This is a genomic window from Haematospirillum sp. H4485, assembly GCF_012102745.1.
Classification (GTDB): Bacteria; Pseudomonadota; Alphaproteobacteria; order Rhodospirillales; family Rhodospirillaceae; genus Haematospirillum.
On sequence record NZ_JAAVSY010000008.1, the window covers coordinates 48,597 to 66,486 of the forward strand.

General features: G+C 58.4%; 17 protein-coding genes and 1 riboswitch. Of the genes, 3 read left to right on the forward strand and 14 right to left on the reverse strand.

Annotated elements, in window-relative coordinates; all coding sequences use genetic code 11:
• Window positions 1-42: 42 nt before the first annotated feature.
• The 4 genes from HEQ61_RS07365 to rsmI are packed head-to-tail and all read right to left on the reverse strand — an operon-like array spanning window position 43 to window position 2,831.
• A complete protein-coding gene (locus tag HEQ61_RS07365) occupies window positions 43-882 on the reverse strand; it encodes a SirB1 family protein (protein WP_168020575.1) in 840 nt (279 codons plus the stop codon).
• Window positions 882-1,604 (reverse strand): BON domain-containing protein, encoded by a 723-nt coding sequence (locus tag HEQ61_RS07370; RefSeq protein ID WP_168020574.1) that lies wholly within the window; start codon window positions 1,602-1,604, stop codon window positions 882-884. Before HEQ61_RS07370 ends, HEQ61_RS07365 begins: the two co-directional genes overlap by 1 nt.
• On the reverse strand, window positions 1,595-1,975 hold the full coding sequence (locus HEQ61_RS07375) for a YraN family protein (RefSeq protein ID WP_168020573.1): 381 nt from the start codon (window positions 1,973-1,975) through the stop codon (window positions 1,595-1,597). The genes HEQ61_RS07370 and HEQ61_RS07375 overlap by 10 nt, the downstream gene beginning before the upstream one ends.
• Window positions 1,965-2,831: a 16S rRNA (cytidine(1402)-2'-O)-methyltransferase gene (gene rsmI, locus HEQ61_RS07380; protein WP_322099222.1), complete on the reverse strand. Its 867-nt coding sequence runs from the start codon at window positions 2,829-2,831 to the stop codon at window positions 1,965-1,967. Before rsmI ends, HEQ61_RS07375 begins: the two co-directional genes overlap by 11 nt.
• 68 nt (window positions 2,832-2,899) lie before the next feature.
• Between rsmI and HEQ61_RS07385 the strand changes: the two genes are divergently transcribed.
• On the forward strand, window positions 2,900-4,249 hold the full coding sequence (locus HEQ61_RS07385) for a penicillin-binding protein activator (protein WP_168020572.1): 1,350 nt from the start codon (window positions 2,900-2,902) through the stop codon (window positions 4,247-4,249).
• 18 nt (window positions 4,250-4,267) lie between these two features.
• Here HEQ61_RS07385 and HEQ61_RS07390 read toward each other — a convergent pair whose 3' ends face one another.
• From HEQ61_RS07390 to coaBC, 5 genes are all read right to left on the reverse strand, one after another.
• Window positions 4,268-5,050: a HesA/MoeB/ThiF family protein gene (locus HEQ61_RS07390; protein ID WP_168020570.1), complete on the reverse strand. Its 783-nt coding sequence runs from the start codon at window positions 5,048-5,050 to the stop codon at window positions 4,268-4,270.
• 99 nt (window positions 5,051-5,149) lie between these two features.
• A complete protein-coding gene (cysK, locus tag HEQ61_RS07395) occupies window positions 5,150-6,109 on the reverse strand; it encodes a cysteine synthase A (protein WP_168020569.1) in 960 nt (319 codons plus the stop codon).
• Window positions 6,110-6,157: 48 nt separating this feature from the next.
• Window positions 6,158-6,610 carry an RrF2 family transcriptional regulator gene (locus tag HEQ61_RS07400; RefSeq protein ID WP_168020568.1) on the reverse strand — a complete coding sequence of 151 codons (453 nt, stop codon included), beginning with the start codon at window positions 6,608-6,610 and terminating at the stop codon, window positions 6,158-6,160.
• Window positions 6,604-7,098: a dUTP diphosphatase gene (gene dut / locus HEQ61_RS07405; protein WP_168020567.1), complete on the reverse strand. Its 495-nt coding sequence runs from the start codon at window positions 7,096-7,098 to the stop codon at window positions 6,604-6,606. The genes HEQ61_RS07400 and dut overlap by 7 nt, the downstream gene beginning before the upstream one ends.
• Before the next feature lie 2 nt (window positions 7,099-7,100).
• Window positions 7,101-8,372 carry a bifunctional phosphopantothenoylcysteine decarboxylase/phosphopantothenate--cysteine ligase CoaBC gene (gene coaBC / locus HEQ61_RS07410; RefSeq protein WP_168020566.1) on the reverse strand — a complete coding sequence of 424 codons (1,272 nt, stop codon included), beginning with the start codon at window positions 8,370-8,372 and terminating at the stop codon, window positions 7,101-7,103.
• Between the two features lie 183 nt (window positions 8,373-8,555).
• On the opposite strand from coaBC, the gene HEQ61_RS07415 reads away from it, so the two are divergent.
• Together HEQ61_RS07415 and thiC are read left to right on the forward strand one after the other, a co-directional pair.
• Window positions 8,556-9,032 (forward strand): DUF983 domain-containing protein, encoded by a 477-nt coding sequence (locus tag HEQ61_RS07415; RefSeq protein ID WP_168020565.1) that lies wholly within the window; start codon window positions 8,556-8,558, stop codon window positions 9,030-9,032.
• A gap of 46 nt (window positions 9,033-9,078) precedes the next feature.
• Window positions 9,079-9,208, forward strand: a riboswitch (TPP riboswitch).
• A gap of 74 nt (window positions 9,209-9,282) precedes the next feature.
• Entirely contained in the window at window positions 9,283-11,094 is a 1,812-nt protein-coding gene (gene thiC / locus HEQ61_RS07420) for a phosphomethylpyrimidine synthase ThiC (RefSeq protein ID WP_168020564.1), read from the forward strand.
• Window positions 11,095-11,152: 58 nt separating this feature from the next.
• Here the strand turns inward: thiC and HEQ61_RS07425 are convergent, their stop codons facing one another.
• The 5 genes from HEQ61_RS07425 to pnp all read right to left on the reverse strand — a co-directional run bounded on the left by HEQ61_RS07425 (window position 11,153) and on the right by pnp (window position 17,758).
• The gene (locus tag HEQ61_RS07425; protein WP_168020563.1) at window positions 11,153-12,523 is read right to left on the reverse strand and encodes an MATE family efflux transporter; all 1,371 of its coding nucleotides are present in this window, start codon (window positions 12,521-12,523) and stop codon (window positions 11,153-11,155) included.
• 152 nt (window positions 12,524-12,675) lie between these two features.
• Complete coding sequence (gene irrA, locus HEQ61_RS07430; protein WP_168020562.1) at window positions 12,676-13,101, reverse strand: iron response transcriptional regulator IrrA; 426 nt, start codon at window positions 13,099-13,101, stop codon at window positions 12,676-12,678.
• A 71-nt stretch (window positions 13,102-13,172) separates the two neighbouring features.
• Window positions 13,173-14,573: an NAD(P)H-dependent flavin oxidoreductase gene (locus HEQ61_RS07435; RefSeq protein ID WP_168020560.1), complete on the reverse strand. Its 1,401-nt coding sequence runs from the start codon at window positions 14,571-14,573 to the stop codon at window positions 13,173-13,175.
• A 193-nt stretch (window positions 14,574-14,766) separates the two neighbouring features.
• Window positions 14,767-15,534 (reverse strand): glycerophosphodiester phosphodiesterase family protein, encoded by a 768-nt coding sequence (locus HEQ61_RS07440; protein ID WP_168020558.1) that lies wholly within the window; start codon window positions 15,532-15,534, stop codon window positions 14,767-14,769.
• Window positions 15,535-15,625: 91 nt separating this feature from the next.
• Window positions 15,626-17,758 (reverse strand): polyribonucleotide nucleotidyltransferase, encoded by a 2,133-nt coding sequence (gene pnp / locus HEQ61_RS07445; protein ID WP_168020556.1) that lies wholly within the window; start codon window positions 17,756-17,758, stop codon window positions 15,626-15,628.
• Window positions 17,759-17,890 lie beyond the last annotated feature (132 nt).

The window sequence follows — 17,890 nt, forward strand, 5'->3', positions numbered from 1 at the left end:
GACGCAAAAGGGTCCACGGTAAAAAGTGCCCCCATACTCGGCTCAAGACCGCCCCTGACGCAACTCTTCCATCACACGGGCAATACTGTCCCGGTCCGGTCCCGGAGGGGCAATACCAAGATAACGTTCCAGAGCTGTCAGGGCGCTGTCCAGGTCACCAAGACGCATATGCATCAAACCGCCTTCCCGCCACAGACGAAAATCGGACGGGGCAATCAGAAGCATTCTCTGGACCGCAGCCAAGGCTGTTGGATAGTCCCCCTCCTGCAGGGCACGCAGACGGATGTTCCCCTGTAGGCGCAACAGGATCTCGCGGTTGGTAACCGGAGCATAGGCCTCGGGGGCCAGCTCGGCTCCCTGCCCCTTGACGCTTTTGTACAAGGCTCGCAAATCAGCCGGTGAAATCTCGACACCATCGTGGAACGGATCCATGATGACACGGTCCCCGGCATTACCGCACACACGGATCGGGAAGTGCCCCGGGAACGCCAGGCCATCGGCATCCCAACCCAGTTTGCGGGCCACATGCAGATACAGGATCCCCAAGGTAACCGGCAGTCCCTTGCGCCGGTCTATCACCTGCATCAGGTCGGCATTGTCCAGATCTTCGTACGTTTCGACATCACCGTGATAATGCCAGCGGTCAACCAGAACAGACCGCAGGATCTCGCTCCGCCGGCGGGCACCCTCCGGCATTGACGCCCGGCCAGCTTCGCGCAGGGCTTCCGCAACCAGGATACCAAGATGGGTGACATAAGACTCAAAGCAACGTCCGGGCCGGGCTGTGTCTGCCAAGGCAAGGGCCGCCATGGCAAGATCCAATGCATGATCATCAACCGCCGACAAGGTGTCGAGAATATGGTCCGTGACCGGATTTGCCATCAAAGCCCTCCCTCGGGGAAATCCGTCGCCAAACGGGTTCCGGATGCAAGACGACGCCCGTCCGTACGCAGCACCGCAAGATTGACCACATCCCGCACATACCCTGCTGAACGGCACCAGTCCAGGACCCGGGACAACTCTTCCTGATTCTGGGCAATGCCCATCAGGTAGACAACGCGATCCACGACATCGACCGAGAAATTGATGGCGCGGATCTGGGCATCAAACATAAGTGCAGAGCGGATCTCTACCGCAATCAGTGTATCTCTCAGGGTCACGACAGGGCGCAGGTATTCGGTATCCTCATCCGGAGACAAGCGGCGGATACGATCAATAACCTCGATGACCGGGCGGGGTGATGCAGCCAGACGCACAGCAACACGGGCCTTTCTGGGATCTTCGGTCATACCGGTCAGAAGCACACGGCGCTCGAAGACTGTTACATCAATGTCGGTTATCAGCGCGTGGTCCTCCTCCAGAAACAGACGCTGGATCTCTGTATAGATCCAGGCATCCGTGGCGACGCCTTCAATCCCGCGCTCTTCACGCGCCGCAGAAACAAAGGACGAGGCCGCACCAACAAGAACCCCCTGCTTGGTACACCCCGGTGTCAAAAACAGGGCAAGCAGGAGAAAAAAGACCGGGACCAAGCCGTTATACCCGCGTGCTTTTTGCCTCATACAGGCATTGTGCAGCGAATAAGAATCAAAAACTACCCCCAAGGGCGCCAGGCATCCGGAACATGTTGCGGGCATCCGGACTGCGGGACAACAACAACATCAAAGCGAACCCCCTGACAGGACACATCTTCATGGCGGGCCATCCACATTTCTGCCGCACGCTCAAGGCGACATCGCTGACGGGATGACAGCGCCTCCAGGGCATCCGGCACGTGATCCCTCGCTTTCACCTCAACAAAAGCAACAAGGTTCTTCCGGCAGACAATCAAATCAAGCTCACCGACCCCGCTGCCACGCTCACCACGGATATTCCGGCCCAGAACGCGCCAGCCCATCAGCTCCATGAACACAGCCGCAACCTGCTCGGCCTGACGACCACGGACTGATGACCCGGAACAGCCCTCAGTCACCATGCATGTGTCCCGGCGTTGTCAATTCCAAGGCCCGCGCGTAGACATCACGCCTCTTTACACCGGTCTGCCCCGCAACCAAGGACACTGCATCCCGTATCGACAGGGTTTGCAGCGACTGCCGCAAAAGGGCATCGATATCGTCTGCGGAGACAGGCTCGCCGGTGTCGGACGGAGGCCCTACGACCACCACAACCTCGCCACGCGGTGCCCCCTCCTGCTCATACAGGGCGGACAGCTCCGGCAGGGCCCCACGCCGTACATCTTCATACAGCTTTGTCAGCTCACGACAGACTGCGGCCGGGCGATCACCCAGAACAGCCGCCATATCGGCCAGACTTTCGGGCAAGCGATGAACGGACTCGTAAAAAACAAGTGTTGCCGGAACCGCTGCCAGGGAAGCGAACAGGTCCCGTCTTGCCTTTGAACGGGACGGCGGAAAACCGGCAAAAAGAAAACGGTCCGTCGGCAGGCCGGCAACCATAAGCGCTGTCAGCAACGCCGAAGCACCGGGAACCGGAATGACAGACAGGCCCTGATCGGCAGCGCTGCGGACCAGTTTGTATCCGGGGTCGGAAATCAGCGGTGTTCCAGCATCGGAGACAAGGACAACAGCCTCGCCACCGGCCACACGAGCCAGAAGCTGCGGACGGATCCGGTCCGCATTATGCTCGTGATAAGCCAGAAGAGGCACAGACATACCCAGCCGCTTGAGCATGGCCCCGGTGACCCGGGTATCCTCGCACGCAACAACATCTGCGCCCGCCAGAACACGACAGGCCCGTTCCGTAATATCGCCCATGTTGCCGATCGGTGTGGCAACAATATACAGGCCGGCAGACAGCGTCCGTTCTGGCACAGGTTTACTAACGGCATCATGACCGCTAGCATGGCCTTCTCTTTTTCCAGTGGCACCGGAGGTTAACCGTGCACCTTTCTTCTTTCCCGGGGAGTCGGGTTTCACGTTATCCTGCCTGTCTCAAGCGGCTTGTGGCACTGGCCAGTATCATGACCCTTGCTCTTGTTGCCGGTTGCAAAGGCATAGACCTAGCATCCCCACCGCACGGGGAGAAGACCCCGTCACAGACAGAGAGCGGAAAATCTGTCACCCGGCAGGATCTCCTCCAGGGAAAAACAAAGGTCGCCATTCTGGTTCCCCTGAGTGGTGAAACCGGAAAGACCGGAGAGTCCATTGTCAATGCGGCCCAGCTGGCTCTGTTTGACATGGGCGGCGATTCAACATCCCTGCATCCCTATGATACAGCCGGTACACCTGACGGTGCCAGACGGGCTGCCGAACGCGCGATTACCGACGGGGCATCAATCCTGATCGGCCCCCTGTTCTCTTCTGAAGTCAAGGCTATTGCCCCGCAGGTTCAGAATGCCGGCGTTCCGGCCCTGACCCTGACAACAGACCCCACAGCGGCTGAACACGGCATATATGTTGCTGGCTTCTTGATTCGGGAACAAGCCACGCGCGTTGTTTCCTACGCCCGTGAACAAGGGCTGACCCGCTTTGCGGTCCTGTCCACCGACACACCATTCGGACGGGCAATGGCCGGTGCCTACGAGCAGGCTGTCATGGAAGCGGGCGGCACACTGGTCAACACCCTGCTGCGCACAACGGGGGAAGATGCCCGGTCCAGAATCGCAACGCTGACATCCTTCCAGGCCCGGGTTGCCGAGCGGAACCGACAACTGAAGAGTCTGGAAAACAAGACCGATCCGGAATCCGTAAAACTTGCCGCCGCACTGCAAATCCGTGAAACAGCGGGGGCCCTGCCGTTCGACGCCCTTCTGATGACATCTTCGGGCACAGACCTGATGGAAGATCTTGCCCTTCTGGCCAGCGTTGATGTCACATCCTCCAACGTTCGTATGATCGGCCCCATGCTGTGGAACGAAGGTACCACCCGGACAGACCCAGCTCTGCGCGGGGCATGGTATCCGGCTTCGCCTCCTGCGGCGCGGGGGCTTTTTATCAACCGCTACCAGGAAGCCTTTGGCAAGCCGCCATCGAGCCAGATTGCCAGCCTGGGCTACGATCTGACCGCACTGGCAGCACGCCTGTCCGCCATGGCAGCACACCCCGGGCAAGCCTTTCGTCCCGAGAAACTGACAGATCCGTCTGGCTTTGAAGGATGGGATGGCCTGTTCCGCTTCCGCCCCGACGGAATTGTCGAACGTGGACTGGCTGTCATGGAAATCCAGCCAGCGGGTCCACAGGTTGTTTCACCGGCCCCGGGAACCTTCAACCGCAAAAGCCCGGGAAGCTGAGGCAGGCAACATACAACGTCAGAGAATAAGCCCGGAATTGGCAGAAGCTGGTTCCGGGCATAGCGGGCATTCCGGATCACGATGCGCCGTGATTGTTCTCATCCGGGCGCACAGGGCGTCATACACAAGGACCCGGCCACACAACCCCTCACCAATCCCCAGAAGCTCTTTCAGAATCTCGGTCGCCTGCAACGTTCCCAGCACACCTGCCACAGCCCCCAGAATACCGGCCTCGGCACAGGAGGGACCGTCTCCGGCAGGGGGCGGCTCGCGGAACAGACAACGACAACACGGCCCCTCCCCACCGGGACGAACCGTCCACAACTGCCCTTGAAACTGCAGCACCGCAGCACTGACCAATGTTTTGCCGCCACGCACAGCCGTATCGTTAACCAGGAAACGGGTTTCAAAATTATCGGAACAATCGGCAATCAGGTCATAGCCGGAAAACAGATCCTGAACGTTGTCCGGCAGCAATCGTTCAACAACCGCTTCAACCCTCACATCCGGGTTCAGGTCCCGGATGGTCCGGCACGCGCTGTCAACCTTGTGCTTCCCGACACGGTCCGTTGTATGGGCGATCTGACGCTGCAGATTGGACAGGTCAACCCGGTCATCATCAACAATCCCCAACGTCCCCACACCGGCGGCAGCCAGATACATCAGGACAGGAGACCCAAGCCCCCCTGCCCCCACCACCAGGACACGGGATGATAAAAGGGCATCTTGTCCCCTGACCCCGACCTGGGGCAGGAGGATGTGTCTGGCATAACGACGGACCTGTTCTTCGGTAAAATCCATGAGAAGAACCATACAACGGCAGGAAAAACAACGGCAGGAAAAAGGAAGGGCACACACGCCCGGTACAGATATGGCCCAGAGTCCTGCCCCTGTCGAGGATCAACTGTCCTCGAACAAGGCTGTTGACAGATAACGTTCGGCAAAGCTTGGCAGAATGACGACGATCTTTTTCCCGGAAAAGGCCGGGCGAGCTGCAACTTCCAGCGCAGCAGCCAATGCGGCTCCACCGGAAATACCAACGGGGACCCCTTCCAGACGGGCAACCTTGCGCGCCATGGCAAAAGATGTCTCGTTACCAATTTGCAGGATTTCATCATAAGCTGATGTGTTCAGGATAGACGGCACAAAGCCGGCACCAATCCCCTGAATCTTGTGTGGACCCGGCATACCGCCTGAAAGGACCGGGCTGTCTTCCGGTTCAACGGCAACAATATGGATCCCGGAACGCCGGGCTTTCAGAACCTCCCCGATACCGGTTATGGTCCCGCCGGTTCCAATGCCGGAAACAACAACATCGACCTCACCCGCCGTATCAGCCCATATTTCCTCGGCCGTTGTCGCCCGGTGCACGGCAGGGTTGGCCGGGTTGTCAAACTGGCGCAGCATAACAGATCCCGGGATTTCCTTCAGAAGTTCCACCGCACGGGCAACGGCCCGCTTCATTCCTTCTGCGGCCGGCGTCAGCTCCAGCTTCGCCCCCAGATGCCGCAGCATCTTGCGCCGCTCCACAGACATACTGTCGGGCATGGTCAGAATCAGGGGATATCCCTTGGCCGCAGCAACAAAAGCCAAGGCGATGCCCGTATTGCCCGAGGTCGCTTCTATCAGGACAGTCCCCCTCCGGATATGCCCCTCGGCCTCCAGGGCTTCCACCATGGCCACGCCAATGCGGTCCTTGACTGATGCCAGAGGGTTGAAGAACTCACACTTGCCCAGAATATCGGCATGAACACCGGCATCAGCCGCCAGACGCCTCAGACGAACCAGCGGCGTGGCGCCAATTGTATCGAGGATACTGTCGTAAATACGACCACGGAACGAAGCTGTCACGGATGTCATCAATATCCCCCTTGCTGTACAGTATTTCAGGTACCGTCATCACAACTCTCAGATTGTGAAATCGATACCGTGTCCCGCCTCGGGGAAAAGACCTTCCCGACGCGCACGCAAACACAAGTCATCAATAGAAACAGCCTCAAGACGCTTCATCAAGGCATCCTGCATATCATCCCAGAGCGGGCGCACCACCATCTGCCCAAGAGCTGAATCCGGAAGAGTATCGTGTGTACCTTCTTCTTCCATTTCCTGAACAGCACGCAGGACGGCACCAACCGTAATACGCCGCCTTTCAAGGGCCAGACGATACCCGCCACGAGGTCCGCGAACCCCCTGCAGCAAACCAGAACGCACCAGGTGCTGCAGGGATTTTTCCAGATAACGGCGGGGAATGCCCTGCCTGTGATTGATATCCTGGCTTTGAACAGGCTGCCCGCCCGCGTGACAGGCAATGTCGAGAACAGCCACAAGGGCAAACCACGCTTTGCGTGATGGCTTCAACACGACAGAACGACCCTGTCCTCCTGTGCACGGGTACCGGTTGACCCAAAACCACCTTCACCCCGGTCTGTTGCGGGAAGCGTTTCAACCTCGGCCCATACGGCACGGGTCACAGGGGCAAAGATGACCTGCGCAATACGCATGCCGTGTTCAATAACAAAGGGCTCATCACCCAGATTGACCAGAATAACCTTTACCTCGCCGCGATAGTCGGCATCGATGGTGCCCGGTGTATTCAGGACCGTCACGCCGTGTTTGGCCGCCAACCCGGAACGCGGGCGAACCTGGGCCTCGAAGCCAGCCGGCAACGCAAACGCAAGACCGGTCGGCACCAGGGCGCGCTTGCCGGGTTCAAGTGTCACGGCACTCTCCAAGGCCGCAAACATATCCATACCGGCAGACAGCTCCGTCGCACACGCTGGCAGGGGCAGGTCGGATCCATGCGGCAAACGAACCACGGAAACGCGAATGGTCGGAGCAGATGTTGTCATTGTCAGGAAACCTTCTCGGCAGAAGAGGAAACAGATGGGGCGCATCCAAGGGCAGAGGCAACAGACCGGGCCAGACGGGCCGCCACCTCGGTCTTGTCCATGGCAGGCCAGGATTCTTCAGTTGTTTCAGTAACAAGATACACGGTGTTGCGCATGCCCCCGAACGTACCGGTCCCCGGGGAGACATCGTTCGCACATATCCAGTCGCATCCCTTGCGTTGCCGCTTGGCGCGGGCCTGCTCAACCAGACCACCGGTTTCAGCCGCAAAGCCGATCACCAGACGTGGCCGATGTGGACCCGGTCGGGACAAGGTCGCCAGAATATCCGGATTGGGGTGCAAAGTCAGGGACAACGGCGCAGGGTCCTGCCCCTTCTTGATCTTGGACGATGTGTAATGTGCGTACCAGTCTGCAACAGCAGCCACACAAACGGCAACATCAACCCTGCCCTCCTCGATCACGGACAGGCAGGCCTGCAACATCTCGCGGGCAGACTGGACAGGCACAGCGGATACCCCAGACGGGACCGGAAGGGAGACCGGTCCGTGGACCAGGGTCACATCAGCCCCCAACGCTGCCAGAGCCGCAGCGACAGCATGGCCCTGACGCCCGGAAGAATGGTTGCTGATGAAACGCACCGGATCAATGGCCTCTATCGTTGGCCCACTGGTCACCAAGGCTCTCAGGCCCGCTAGAACAGACCTGGATTCATGCAGCCGGAAATGAGCCTCCACCGCCGCGACAATTCCGGGTACTTCGGCCATGCGGCCAACACCATACTCCCCGCATGCCAGTTCACCGACACCGGGTTCAATAATACGGATCCCACGCTCCAGAAGCGTACTGCGGTTCGCCTGCGTTGCCGGGTGTTCCCACATCCTGGTATTCATGGCTGGCGCAATCATGACCGGCTTGTCCGTCGCCAGAAGAACCGTAGACGCCAAATCATCTGCCAGGCCAGTTGCCATGCGCGCCATCAAGCTTGCCGTGCAGGGGGCAACCAGAACCAGATCTGCGTCCCGCGACAAGCGGATATGGCCCATCTGGGCTTCATCTGTCAGGGAAAATAAATCCTGGTACACCGTATCACCCGAAAGGGCCGAGACGGTGAGTGGCGTAACAAACTGGGCCGCTGCCTGGGTCATCACGCACCGCACAGAGAACCCGCGCTCACGCAGGCTCCGTATCAGGTCTGGTGCCTTGCAGGCTGCAATTCCGCCCGACAGGACAAGCAGAATGCGCCGACCACAAGCCGTTTGTTCTGGTGTGCCCACGGCACTCTCCCCGAAAAGACACGTGCGTCTTGTAGATACGGCCTTTTAACCACCGTTTCAACCGCTGTTCCGCCTTCACGCCAACCGGAACAGGGCGCATGCTGCAAAGCGGGGAGCAATACCACCAGCAACGAACCGTAGCAATCCGCCACTCTCATGCCACCGGGAGCACCAGAACACACCATGCCCACTGAACACCATGAACAAGGCCCGACCAACACGAACAGCAAGCCGACACCCAGCAACTGGGAAAAGGAGTGGGAGAAACACCAGCACCAGAACCGGACACTGCGCGCACAGCGTCCACTGTGGCGCTCTGTCTGGCGGGGGCTGAACCTGCGTTGCCCTTGCTGCGGCAACCATCCCCTGCTTGCATCCTATCTTGGTGCTGTTCCGTCTTGCACCGGATGTGGCGAAGTCTTTGACCACATCCGAACCGACGACCTGGCCCCATGGGTCACCATTCTTTTTCTGGGACATGTTCTGTTGCCCGCCGTCATTTCCGTGGAAAAACTGTTTGAGCCACCCCTCTGGGCCCACTTCCTGATCTGGATGCCGATCGGGGCCGAAATGGTCCGCACAGCCCTGCCCCGGGCCAAGGGTGCCGTGCTTGGCTTGATGTGGTCGCTGAACCTGCAGGGCGACGAGCACCAGCACTGAATTCCGTTGTAGTGATTGACAGGAGCAGGGCAGACCGCCATCCTGTCGCTGTTCCGAGGGGTGCCCCCGTCCGTTTTTCACATCCGGGCCAAGGCGCTGAGATCTGGCTGACTGGCCGGAAACCCTTTGAACCTGATCCGGGTCATACCGGCGGAGGGACAGGAACAGCAAGGAGCTGACACAGCTTCCGTGCCCCCCCTGCTTCGCGTGTATCCGGTTGTGTCCGAAACTATCCGCAGGGGGAGACCTGATGAATTCTGTCCTTCAACCTTTCCAGAGCGCAGCCATTACCGTCGGACCACTCCCGGGGTCCCGGAAAGTCCACGTTCCTGGCCCATCGGGAAGCCGCATCCCGTTCCGGGAAGTCGCGCTCGACCCCTCGTGCCATGAACCCCCGGTACGGCTGTATGACACATCGGGCCCCTACACCGATCCGGATGTCCAGATTGCCATCGACAAGGGCCTGCCCGATATCCGCAGCGGCTGGATCGAGGCCCGCAAGGATACCGAAAGCTATACCGGCAGATCTGTCCTTCCCGAAGACAACGGGCATGCCGCCGGCATCCACAGCGTGCCTGAATTTCCTCACAAGCGGGCACCCCGTCGCGCCTGCAACGGACATAACGTCACCCAGATGCACTACGCCCGACGCGGCATCATCACCCCGGAAATGGAATTTGTCGCCATCCGGGAGAACCTGTTGCGCCAACAGGCCCGGGAAACCATCGACCGGCTTGGACCCCGTGACGGTGTGCCCTGGGATTCCGCCATCCCCGATGACATCACGCCTGACTGGGTGCGACAGGAAGTTGCGGAAGGACGGGCCATCATTCCGGCCAACATCAACCACACCGAACTGGAACCGATGGCTATCGGGCGGAACTTTCTGGTCAAGATCAACGCCAACATCGGTAACTCTGCCGTAACATCGGGCGTGGCCGAAGAAGTGGAGAAGCTGGTCTGGGCCATCCGCTGGGGCGCTGATACGGTCATGGACCTGTCAACCGGCCGCAACATCCACAACATCCGCGAATGGATCCTGCGCAACAGCCCGGTTCCCATCGGAACAGTCCCCATCTACCAGGCTCTGGAGAAAGTAGGTGGCATTGCGGAAGACCTGACCTGGGATATTTTCCGCGATACACTGATCGAGCAATGCGAACAGGGCGTGGACTACTTCACCATTCACGCCGGCGTGCGCCTGGCTTACATCCCGATGACCGTTGACCGCGTTACCGGCATTGTATCGCGCGGTGGTTCCATCATGGCAAAGTGGTGCCTGGCCCATCACCGCGAGAACTTCCTGTACACGCATTTTGATGACATCTGTGCGATCATGAAGGCCTATGACGTGTCGTTCTCTCTCGGAGACGGGCTGCGTCCGGGATCAACAGCCGATGCCAATGACCGGGCACAGTTTGCAGAACTGGAAACACTGGGCGAGCTGACCCGCATTGCATGGGACCACGATGTCCAGGTCATGATCGAAGGTCCCGGCCATGTACCCATGCACAAGGTGCAGGACAACATGGTCAAACAGAAGCAATTCTGCGGCGATGCCCCGTTCTATACCCTTGGCCCCCTGGTCACCGATATTGCACCCGGATACGACCACATTACCTCGGCCATCGGAGCGGCCATGATCGGCTGGTTCGGGACATCCATGCTGTGTTACGTCACCCCCAAGGAGCACCTTGGCCTGCCCGACCGTGAAGATGTACGTTCCGGCGTTGTAACCTATCGTATTGCGGCCCATGCGGCTGACCTTGCCAAGGGCCACCCGGCGGCCAGGGTCCGTGACGACGCCCTGTCACGGGCACGGTTCGAATTCCGCTGGATGGACCAGTTCCACCTGTCTCTGGATCCGGAAAAGGCGAAGGAATTCCACGACCAGACTCTTCCGAAGGAAGCGCACAAAACAGCCCACTTCTGTTCCATGTGTGGTCCGAAATTCTGTTCGATGAAGATTACACAGGATATCCGCAACGAAGCCCGACGGGAGATAGAGCAGGGCATGCAGACCATGAGCCAGACATTCCGCGAACATGGTGCGGAACTGTAGACACCGGCAGACAGCTGACGTCAGGCAGGGAAGGCTCTGGACAGCAGGAGCCTTCCCGTCAGCGTGCAGGCAGCATGGCCCAACGGTCCCGACGTATCCAGCGGACCATCAGCATCAGGGCAACACATCCCAGGCCAATTGCCAACCCATACCATATTCCAGCCCCCCCCAGACCAAGGGGGAACGCCATCAGGGCAGCAAGGGGAAGACCAAGCACCCAGAATCCTGTTCCCATGCAAATCATCGGGACCGTTGCATCCTTGAGGCCACGCAAAACACCCGACGAAACACTCTGGATTCCGTCAAAGATCTGGAACAGGGCACATATCTGCAAATACGCCGTTGCAAGGCCAAGAACCTGTTCCGACCCACGTGTGTTTTTCCCCATAAACAGGGCTACAATCACATCGGGAAACAGAACAACACACGCTGCACACAGGGCCATGAAAGCCATACCCATGGACAGGGGAACCCAGCCTGCGCGGGTTATGGCCGCTGTATTCAGGGCACCACGAGCCAGACCAACCCGAACAGTTGCCGCCTGTGACAAACCCACGGGCACCATGTACAGAACTGTGATGGCATTGATAACAATCGCGTGTGCCGCCAGCTCCAGTGGCCCCACAAGGCCCATCATGAATGTCGCTGTTGTAAAGGCACAAAACTCAAGACCGTATGCTGCCACAACGGGTACAGCAAAACGGAGAAGTTCAAAGAAACGAGACCAGTCATGCCTCCAGATCTCAACAAACAAACCAAAGCGCCGCAGCCTTGGATGAAGAAGAACATACAACAACAACGCCAGGCACATCAGGATATCCACGGTGACCGTCGCCAGGGCAGCCCCCCTGATACCAAGCGGCTCACAGCCTGCATTGCCATAGATCAGTATCCAGTTGAGTGCTGCATTCAAGGGAATAGCCACCGCTGTCACCACCATGGACACAAGTGGATACCCCAAGGTCGTACACAAGGAGCGCAAAACCAGAAAGCCCCATAGCGGCAACATACCCCACAGGCTTACCTGAACATAGTCCGCAGCCATCACGGCCAATAAGGGCTGCTGCCCGATCGCAAGGAAGAAGTTCTCAGCGTAACTCATACCGAACCAGACCGGTATGACAGACAGCACGATAATCCAGAATGCCTGGCGCGCTGTTCTTCGGGTTTCACGAATGCGATGGTGTCCCCTTCCCAAGGCAATGGCAACCATGGCTGATACCGCAGCACCAAGACCAAAACCGACAGGAATAGCCAGACAGAGAAAGCTGGTGGCAAGAGAAGAGGCTGCGACAGCATCGGGCCCCAGGCGTCCGATCATCATGACATCGACAGTGCCCATGACAACCTGGGCCAGCCCGCCCAGAATCAGGGGCCAGGCAAGAACCGAGGTGGCAACCAGCTCGGACCGCCATGATACAGGCAGCATGCAGACACCCTCCGGACCCATATGAAGAGTTGTACGTGTGCCACGAAACCGTGTTGATGTACAGCACCCCGGTCCATTCATGGAGCCGTGCACGATGCTATGCTTGGCGATCCATCACACCAGAAAAGACAGAAGAGCCCGCTTCCGCCCCATCAACCGGCAACCCGGATGACAACATCCACACCGACAATGCGGCATCCGTCTGGCGGATCAGGCAGCTGGGCCAGAACAACCTGGTTCCACTGGACGTCGCGCAATTCACCGGACTGTTCAAAATAAAAGTGATGGTGCGCACCAGTATTCGTATCAAAACAGGACCGTCCGGATTCAACCGTTATTTCCCGCAATAACCCCGCATCCGTAAACTGGTGCAACGTGTTGTAAACCGTTGCCAAGGACACACGAACCTGATGGTCCATGGCTTCTGTATGCAGCTCCTCGGCGGATACATGGCGATGGCGGGAACCATCTCCGAACAGAAGCCGGGCAAGGGCCAGACGCTGACGGGTCGGCCGAAGCCCCGCAGCCCGCAGCTGCTCCGACAAGGCGGGGCGATCTGTCTGTGCTTTTATCGGCATGCCATTACTCTTGTCCACATCCTGCAACCCTTCCGGCACCGGGGTACACCCCGGCACCGGAAGATCTGCAATCAGTCGCCAGCCAGGATCCGTTCCACAAGCTGGGAAACTGTTGGTATGAACCCATTCTGGTAGAACGGATCCTCCCCGAAACGATACGCATTATGCCCTGCAAACATCAACTCATGTTCTGGATCTGCCCCATGAGCAATGCTCTGCAGGGTTTTCTGTATACAGAAGCTGCGCGGATCTGCCGGCCTGCCCGTTGAGTACCCGTCGCCATGCTGGGACCAGTTGGAGAATGAACAGGCAGAAAGACAGCCCATACAGTTCTTCTGGTCTGTCATGATCTGCCGGGCATCAGCCTCGGTCACAAAAACCATTGTATTATCGGGGGTTCGTATTCCCTGCGTAAAGCCTTGCTCCACCCATTCAAGAACCTTGGCGCGATCTTGGGGCGCAACATAAATGTCACGCCCACGGGCACCAACTTGAACCGCCTCGCTGAGGCCCTCAGCAGCTTCACGGGCATAAGAAATCTGCCGCCCACTGCGCACTTCCAGATCCTGCAGGAATGGATTGCGAACAGCCGATGAATAGAAGCCCGTTGGACTGAAGCGATGCAAAAGGATATCGCCCTGCTTGAGGGTCAGCAAGCGACGCTTCCAAGCATCGGATATCGGGCTTTCACGGGTCAACAGAGGCCGGGTCCCGAACTGGAATGCAACCGGCCCGATCTCTGGATTATCAAGCCAGTCCGCCCATTCCCGCAGGAACCAAACACCACCCGCCATGAAGACCGGAACTTCAGGAGCTCCAAGAGAACGCATCATATCCCGCAGCTCCCGTACACGGGGGTACGGATCCTGGGGTTGCAGCGGATCTTCAACATTGGAAAGACCGTTATGACCACCAGCGAGCCACGGATCCTCGTAAACAACACCGCCCAGCCATTCGGGGATCTTGTGATAGCTGCGCTTCCACAGCGCCCGGAACGCACGGGCCGACGAGACAATCGGGTAGTACCAGACCTTGTGGGCTGCGGCAATTTCGGCAACCCGATAGGGCATACCCGCACCACACGTTACGCCGTGTATCAAGCCGGACGCACCAGCCAGCGCCCCTTCCAGGATACGCTCTGCCCCACCCATTTCCCACAGGACATTCATGTGCAGCCGTCCTTGGCCACCTGATATGTCGTGGGCTATACGCGCCTGGGCAACAGCACCACGTATTCCCATGGCAACCAATTCTTCGTGACGTTCAGCACGAGTCTTGCCGTTGTAGACAGCGGGCACAAGCTTCCCGTTCTCGTCATAGAAGTCAGCATTGACACCAGAGAAAGTGCCAACCGCCCCGGCTGCGGCAAAAGCCCCGGCGGAGGTTCCGGTTGAAACGGCAATGCCCTTGCCACCCTCAACAACGGGATGAACCTCACGCCCCGAAATAACAACGGGGTTTACAGGTTTCACAGTTCTTACTCCCATGCTTCGGATGCCTCAGACTGAAAACGGATCGCATGCCTTGACGGTCCAGTTATTCAACACTGCTACACCCAGGGGCCTTCGTGGTCCCTTGTTATGATAAGTCGGAACAACCCGGCCACAGCGCATACAACGCTTGAGCCGAACTGACCCGGGAGAATAACGGGGAATCAAGGGGACCCTACCCCTTTACCCCAACCCCGGCACGCAAAAGCGCACCCGGATCATCGCTGATGATGGCGGAGACACCGCTGCAAAGCAACTCTTGTGCACGAACCGGATCATTTACCGTCCAGATGGCAACCTCATACCCGACCTTGCGAACGGTTTGCACTGCCGCCATATCCAACCCCTCATACCCAAGATTGACAGACTTCAATCCAAGGTCACGGGCCAGCGCCAGCCAGTCATCCGGCAAACGGTCCGCAATCAACCCCAGAGGCCACCCCGGTGCAAGGTCAGATGCATATTCCAGGATCGTGCAGTCAAAGGAAGAAAGAAGAGGCAACAAACGATCGGAAGGCCACATGGACTCCAGAACAGAAACAACAGCCCGGACCATGTCAGCCTCATAACCCGGGGAAGGCTTCAGCTCCAGGTTAAGACCCACTCCCAGCTCCAGAAGAAGATCAATGGTCTCTTCCAGAGTTGGAACAGACTCACCCCGAAAATCGGAGGAAAACCAAAGACCCGCATCCAAAGCAGAAAGATGATCAAGGTATGCCGAAGAAACCGGCCCGCAACCGTCTGTTGTCCGGTCCAGGGTATCGTCATGCAAGAGCACACAGCGCCCATCTGCCGTCAGCCTGACATCAAGCTCGACCATACCAGCCCCGTCAATCGCCGCACGGCGTATGGAGGCGAGGGTGTTTTCAGGGGCAAGGGCACAAGCCCCCCGATGCCCGACAACACGGGGGAAAGCATATGCCGGAGAAGGTACAGGGGTCATGGCTGTGACAAAAACTCCCTCCCCCGGATTAGACTACAAACAGAGGGGTGGGAACGCAGCAGCCTTCCCACCCCGTTACACGGGAACCAAATCAGCCCGACGTTTCTTCCGTCGCGCACACCTTGGCCTTGCCTGTTACTTGATCAACCTGCTTCATCGACAGCTTGATCTTGCCACGGTCATCAAAGCCGATGCACTTCACCCAGACCGAATCACCCTGATTGACATGGTCAGACGGCTTGCTGCCGCGCTGATCCGACATCTCGGAGATATGAACCAACCCGTCACGCTTGCCAAGGAAGTTAACAAACGCGCCAAAGTCCATCAGCTTGACCACCTTGCCCTGGTAAATCTCGCCAAGCTCGGGCTCTGCAACAATACCACGGATCCAGTTGACAGCCTTCTGGGCTGCTTCGTTATCAACCGCTGCAATCTTGATGGTTCCGTCATCATCAATATCGATCTTGGTGCCTGTCTGCTCGGTAATCTCGCGGATAACCTTGCCACCAGACCCAATGACATCACGAATCTTGCCGGCATCAATTTTAAGGGTGGTGATACGCGGAGCGGTCGAGGAAACCTCACTCCGTGCCGTGCCAAGTGCCCTGGACATCTCGCCCAGGATATGCAGACGCCCTTCACGGGCCTGACGCAGGGCAATTTCCATAATATCCCGGGTAATGGACGTGATCTTGATGTCCATCTGCAAGGATGTCACACCCTGATCGGTCCCGGCAACCTTGAAGTCCATGTCACCCAAGTGATCTTCGTCACCAAGAATGTCGGACAGCACAGCAAAACGCTCGCCTTCCTTGATCAACCCCATGGCAATACCGGCAACCGGACGCTTCAGCGGAACACCGGCATCCATAAGGGCCAGGGACGAACCGCACACCGTGGCCATCGATGATGAACCGTTGGACTCGGTCACCTCTGACACAACGCGAATGGTATAAGGGAAGGCATCACGATCCGGCAGCATGGGATGAACCGCACGCCACGCCAGCTTGCCATGGCCGATTTCACGACGACCGGGCGACCCCATGCGACCTGCTTCCCCGACAGAGTAAGGGGGGAAGTTGTAGTGAAGCATGAAGTTTTCACGGTACTCACCACCCAGGGCATCAATGACCTGCTCGTCCTGCCCGGTGCCCAACGTGGCAACGACCAGAGCCTGGGTTTCACCGCGGGTAAACAGGGCCGATCCATGCGTGCGCGGCAGGATACCAACCATTGACTCAATCGCACGGACAGTACGGGTATCACGCCCGTCGATACGCACACCGGTATTCAGGATATTGGAGCGGACAACATCAGCTTCCAGCACCTTGAACACTTCAGGGGCTACCTGAAGGGCTGCCTCGTTGGAGGAATCCAGGGCGGCGAACGCTTTCTCCTTCACAGCAGCAACCGCATCCTGGCGCGCAGCCTTGGCAGGAATGCGATAGGCCGTCTCCAGATCCTTGCGGAACGTTTCGAACAGGGCACTTACCGATGCCTTTTCCGGCGAGGATGGCGGCAGGTCGCGTGGCTCGCGGGCGCACTGTTCAGCCAAGTCAATTATGGCATCGATAACGGCCTGGCAGGCTTCATGACCGAAAGCAACAGCACCCAGCATGATATCTTCAGACAGTTCCTGAGCCTCGGACTCGACCATCAGCACCCCTTCAGAGGTACCGGCCACCACCAGATCCAGAACGCTGTCCTTCTGGGCTGACACCGTCGGGTTCAGAACGTACTGGCCGTTTATGTAGCCCACGCGCGCCGCCCCGATTGGCCCAAGGAACGGCAGACCCGACAGGGTCAGCGCCGCCGAAGCACCGATCATGGACACGATATCCGGGTCGTTCTCCAGGTCATGGGACAGAACCGTTGCAACAACCTGCGTCTCACACTTGTAATCGTCATGGAACAGAGGACGAATCGGACGGTCAATCAAGCGCGAGGTCAGTGTCTCCCGCTCGGACGGGCGCCCTTCACGCTTGAAGAAACCACCCGGGATCTTGCCGGCGGCAAAACTCTTTTCCTGATAGTTCACGGTCAGCGGGAAAAAGTCCTGGCCCGGCTTGGGTGCCTTGGCCCCAACAGCGGTACACAAAACAGAGGTTTCGCCATAGGTCACCAGAACAGCCCCGTCGGCCTGACGGGCAATACGACCGGTTTCCAGCACCAAGGGCCGTCCACCGAACTGGATTTCCTTGCGATACACCTTGAACATTGACATGCGTTTGCTTTCCTTACGTCTGAAACCGGTGCCCCAATTTCGGCACGGAAGCCCCTTGCAAACCTTACTCTGCGCAAAAGGAGACCCCCGCAACCGCCCGGTTCCGGCCTTGTTCTCTTCAAATCATTGGGT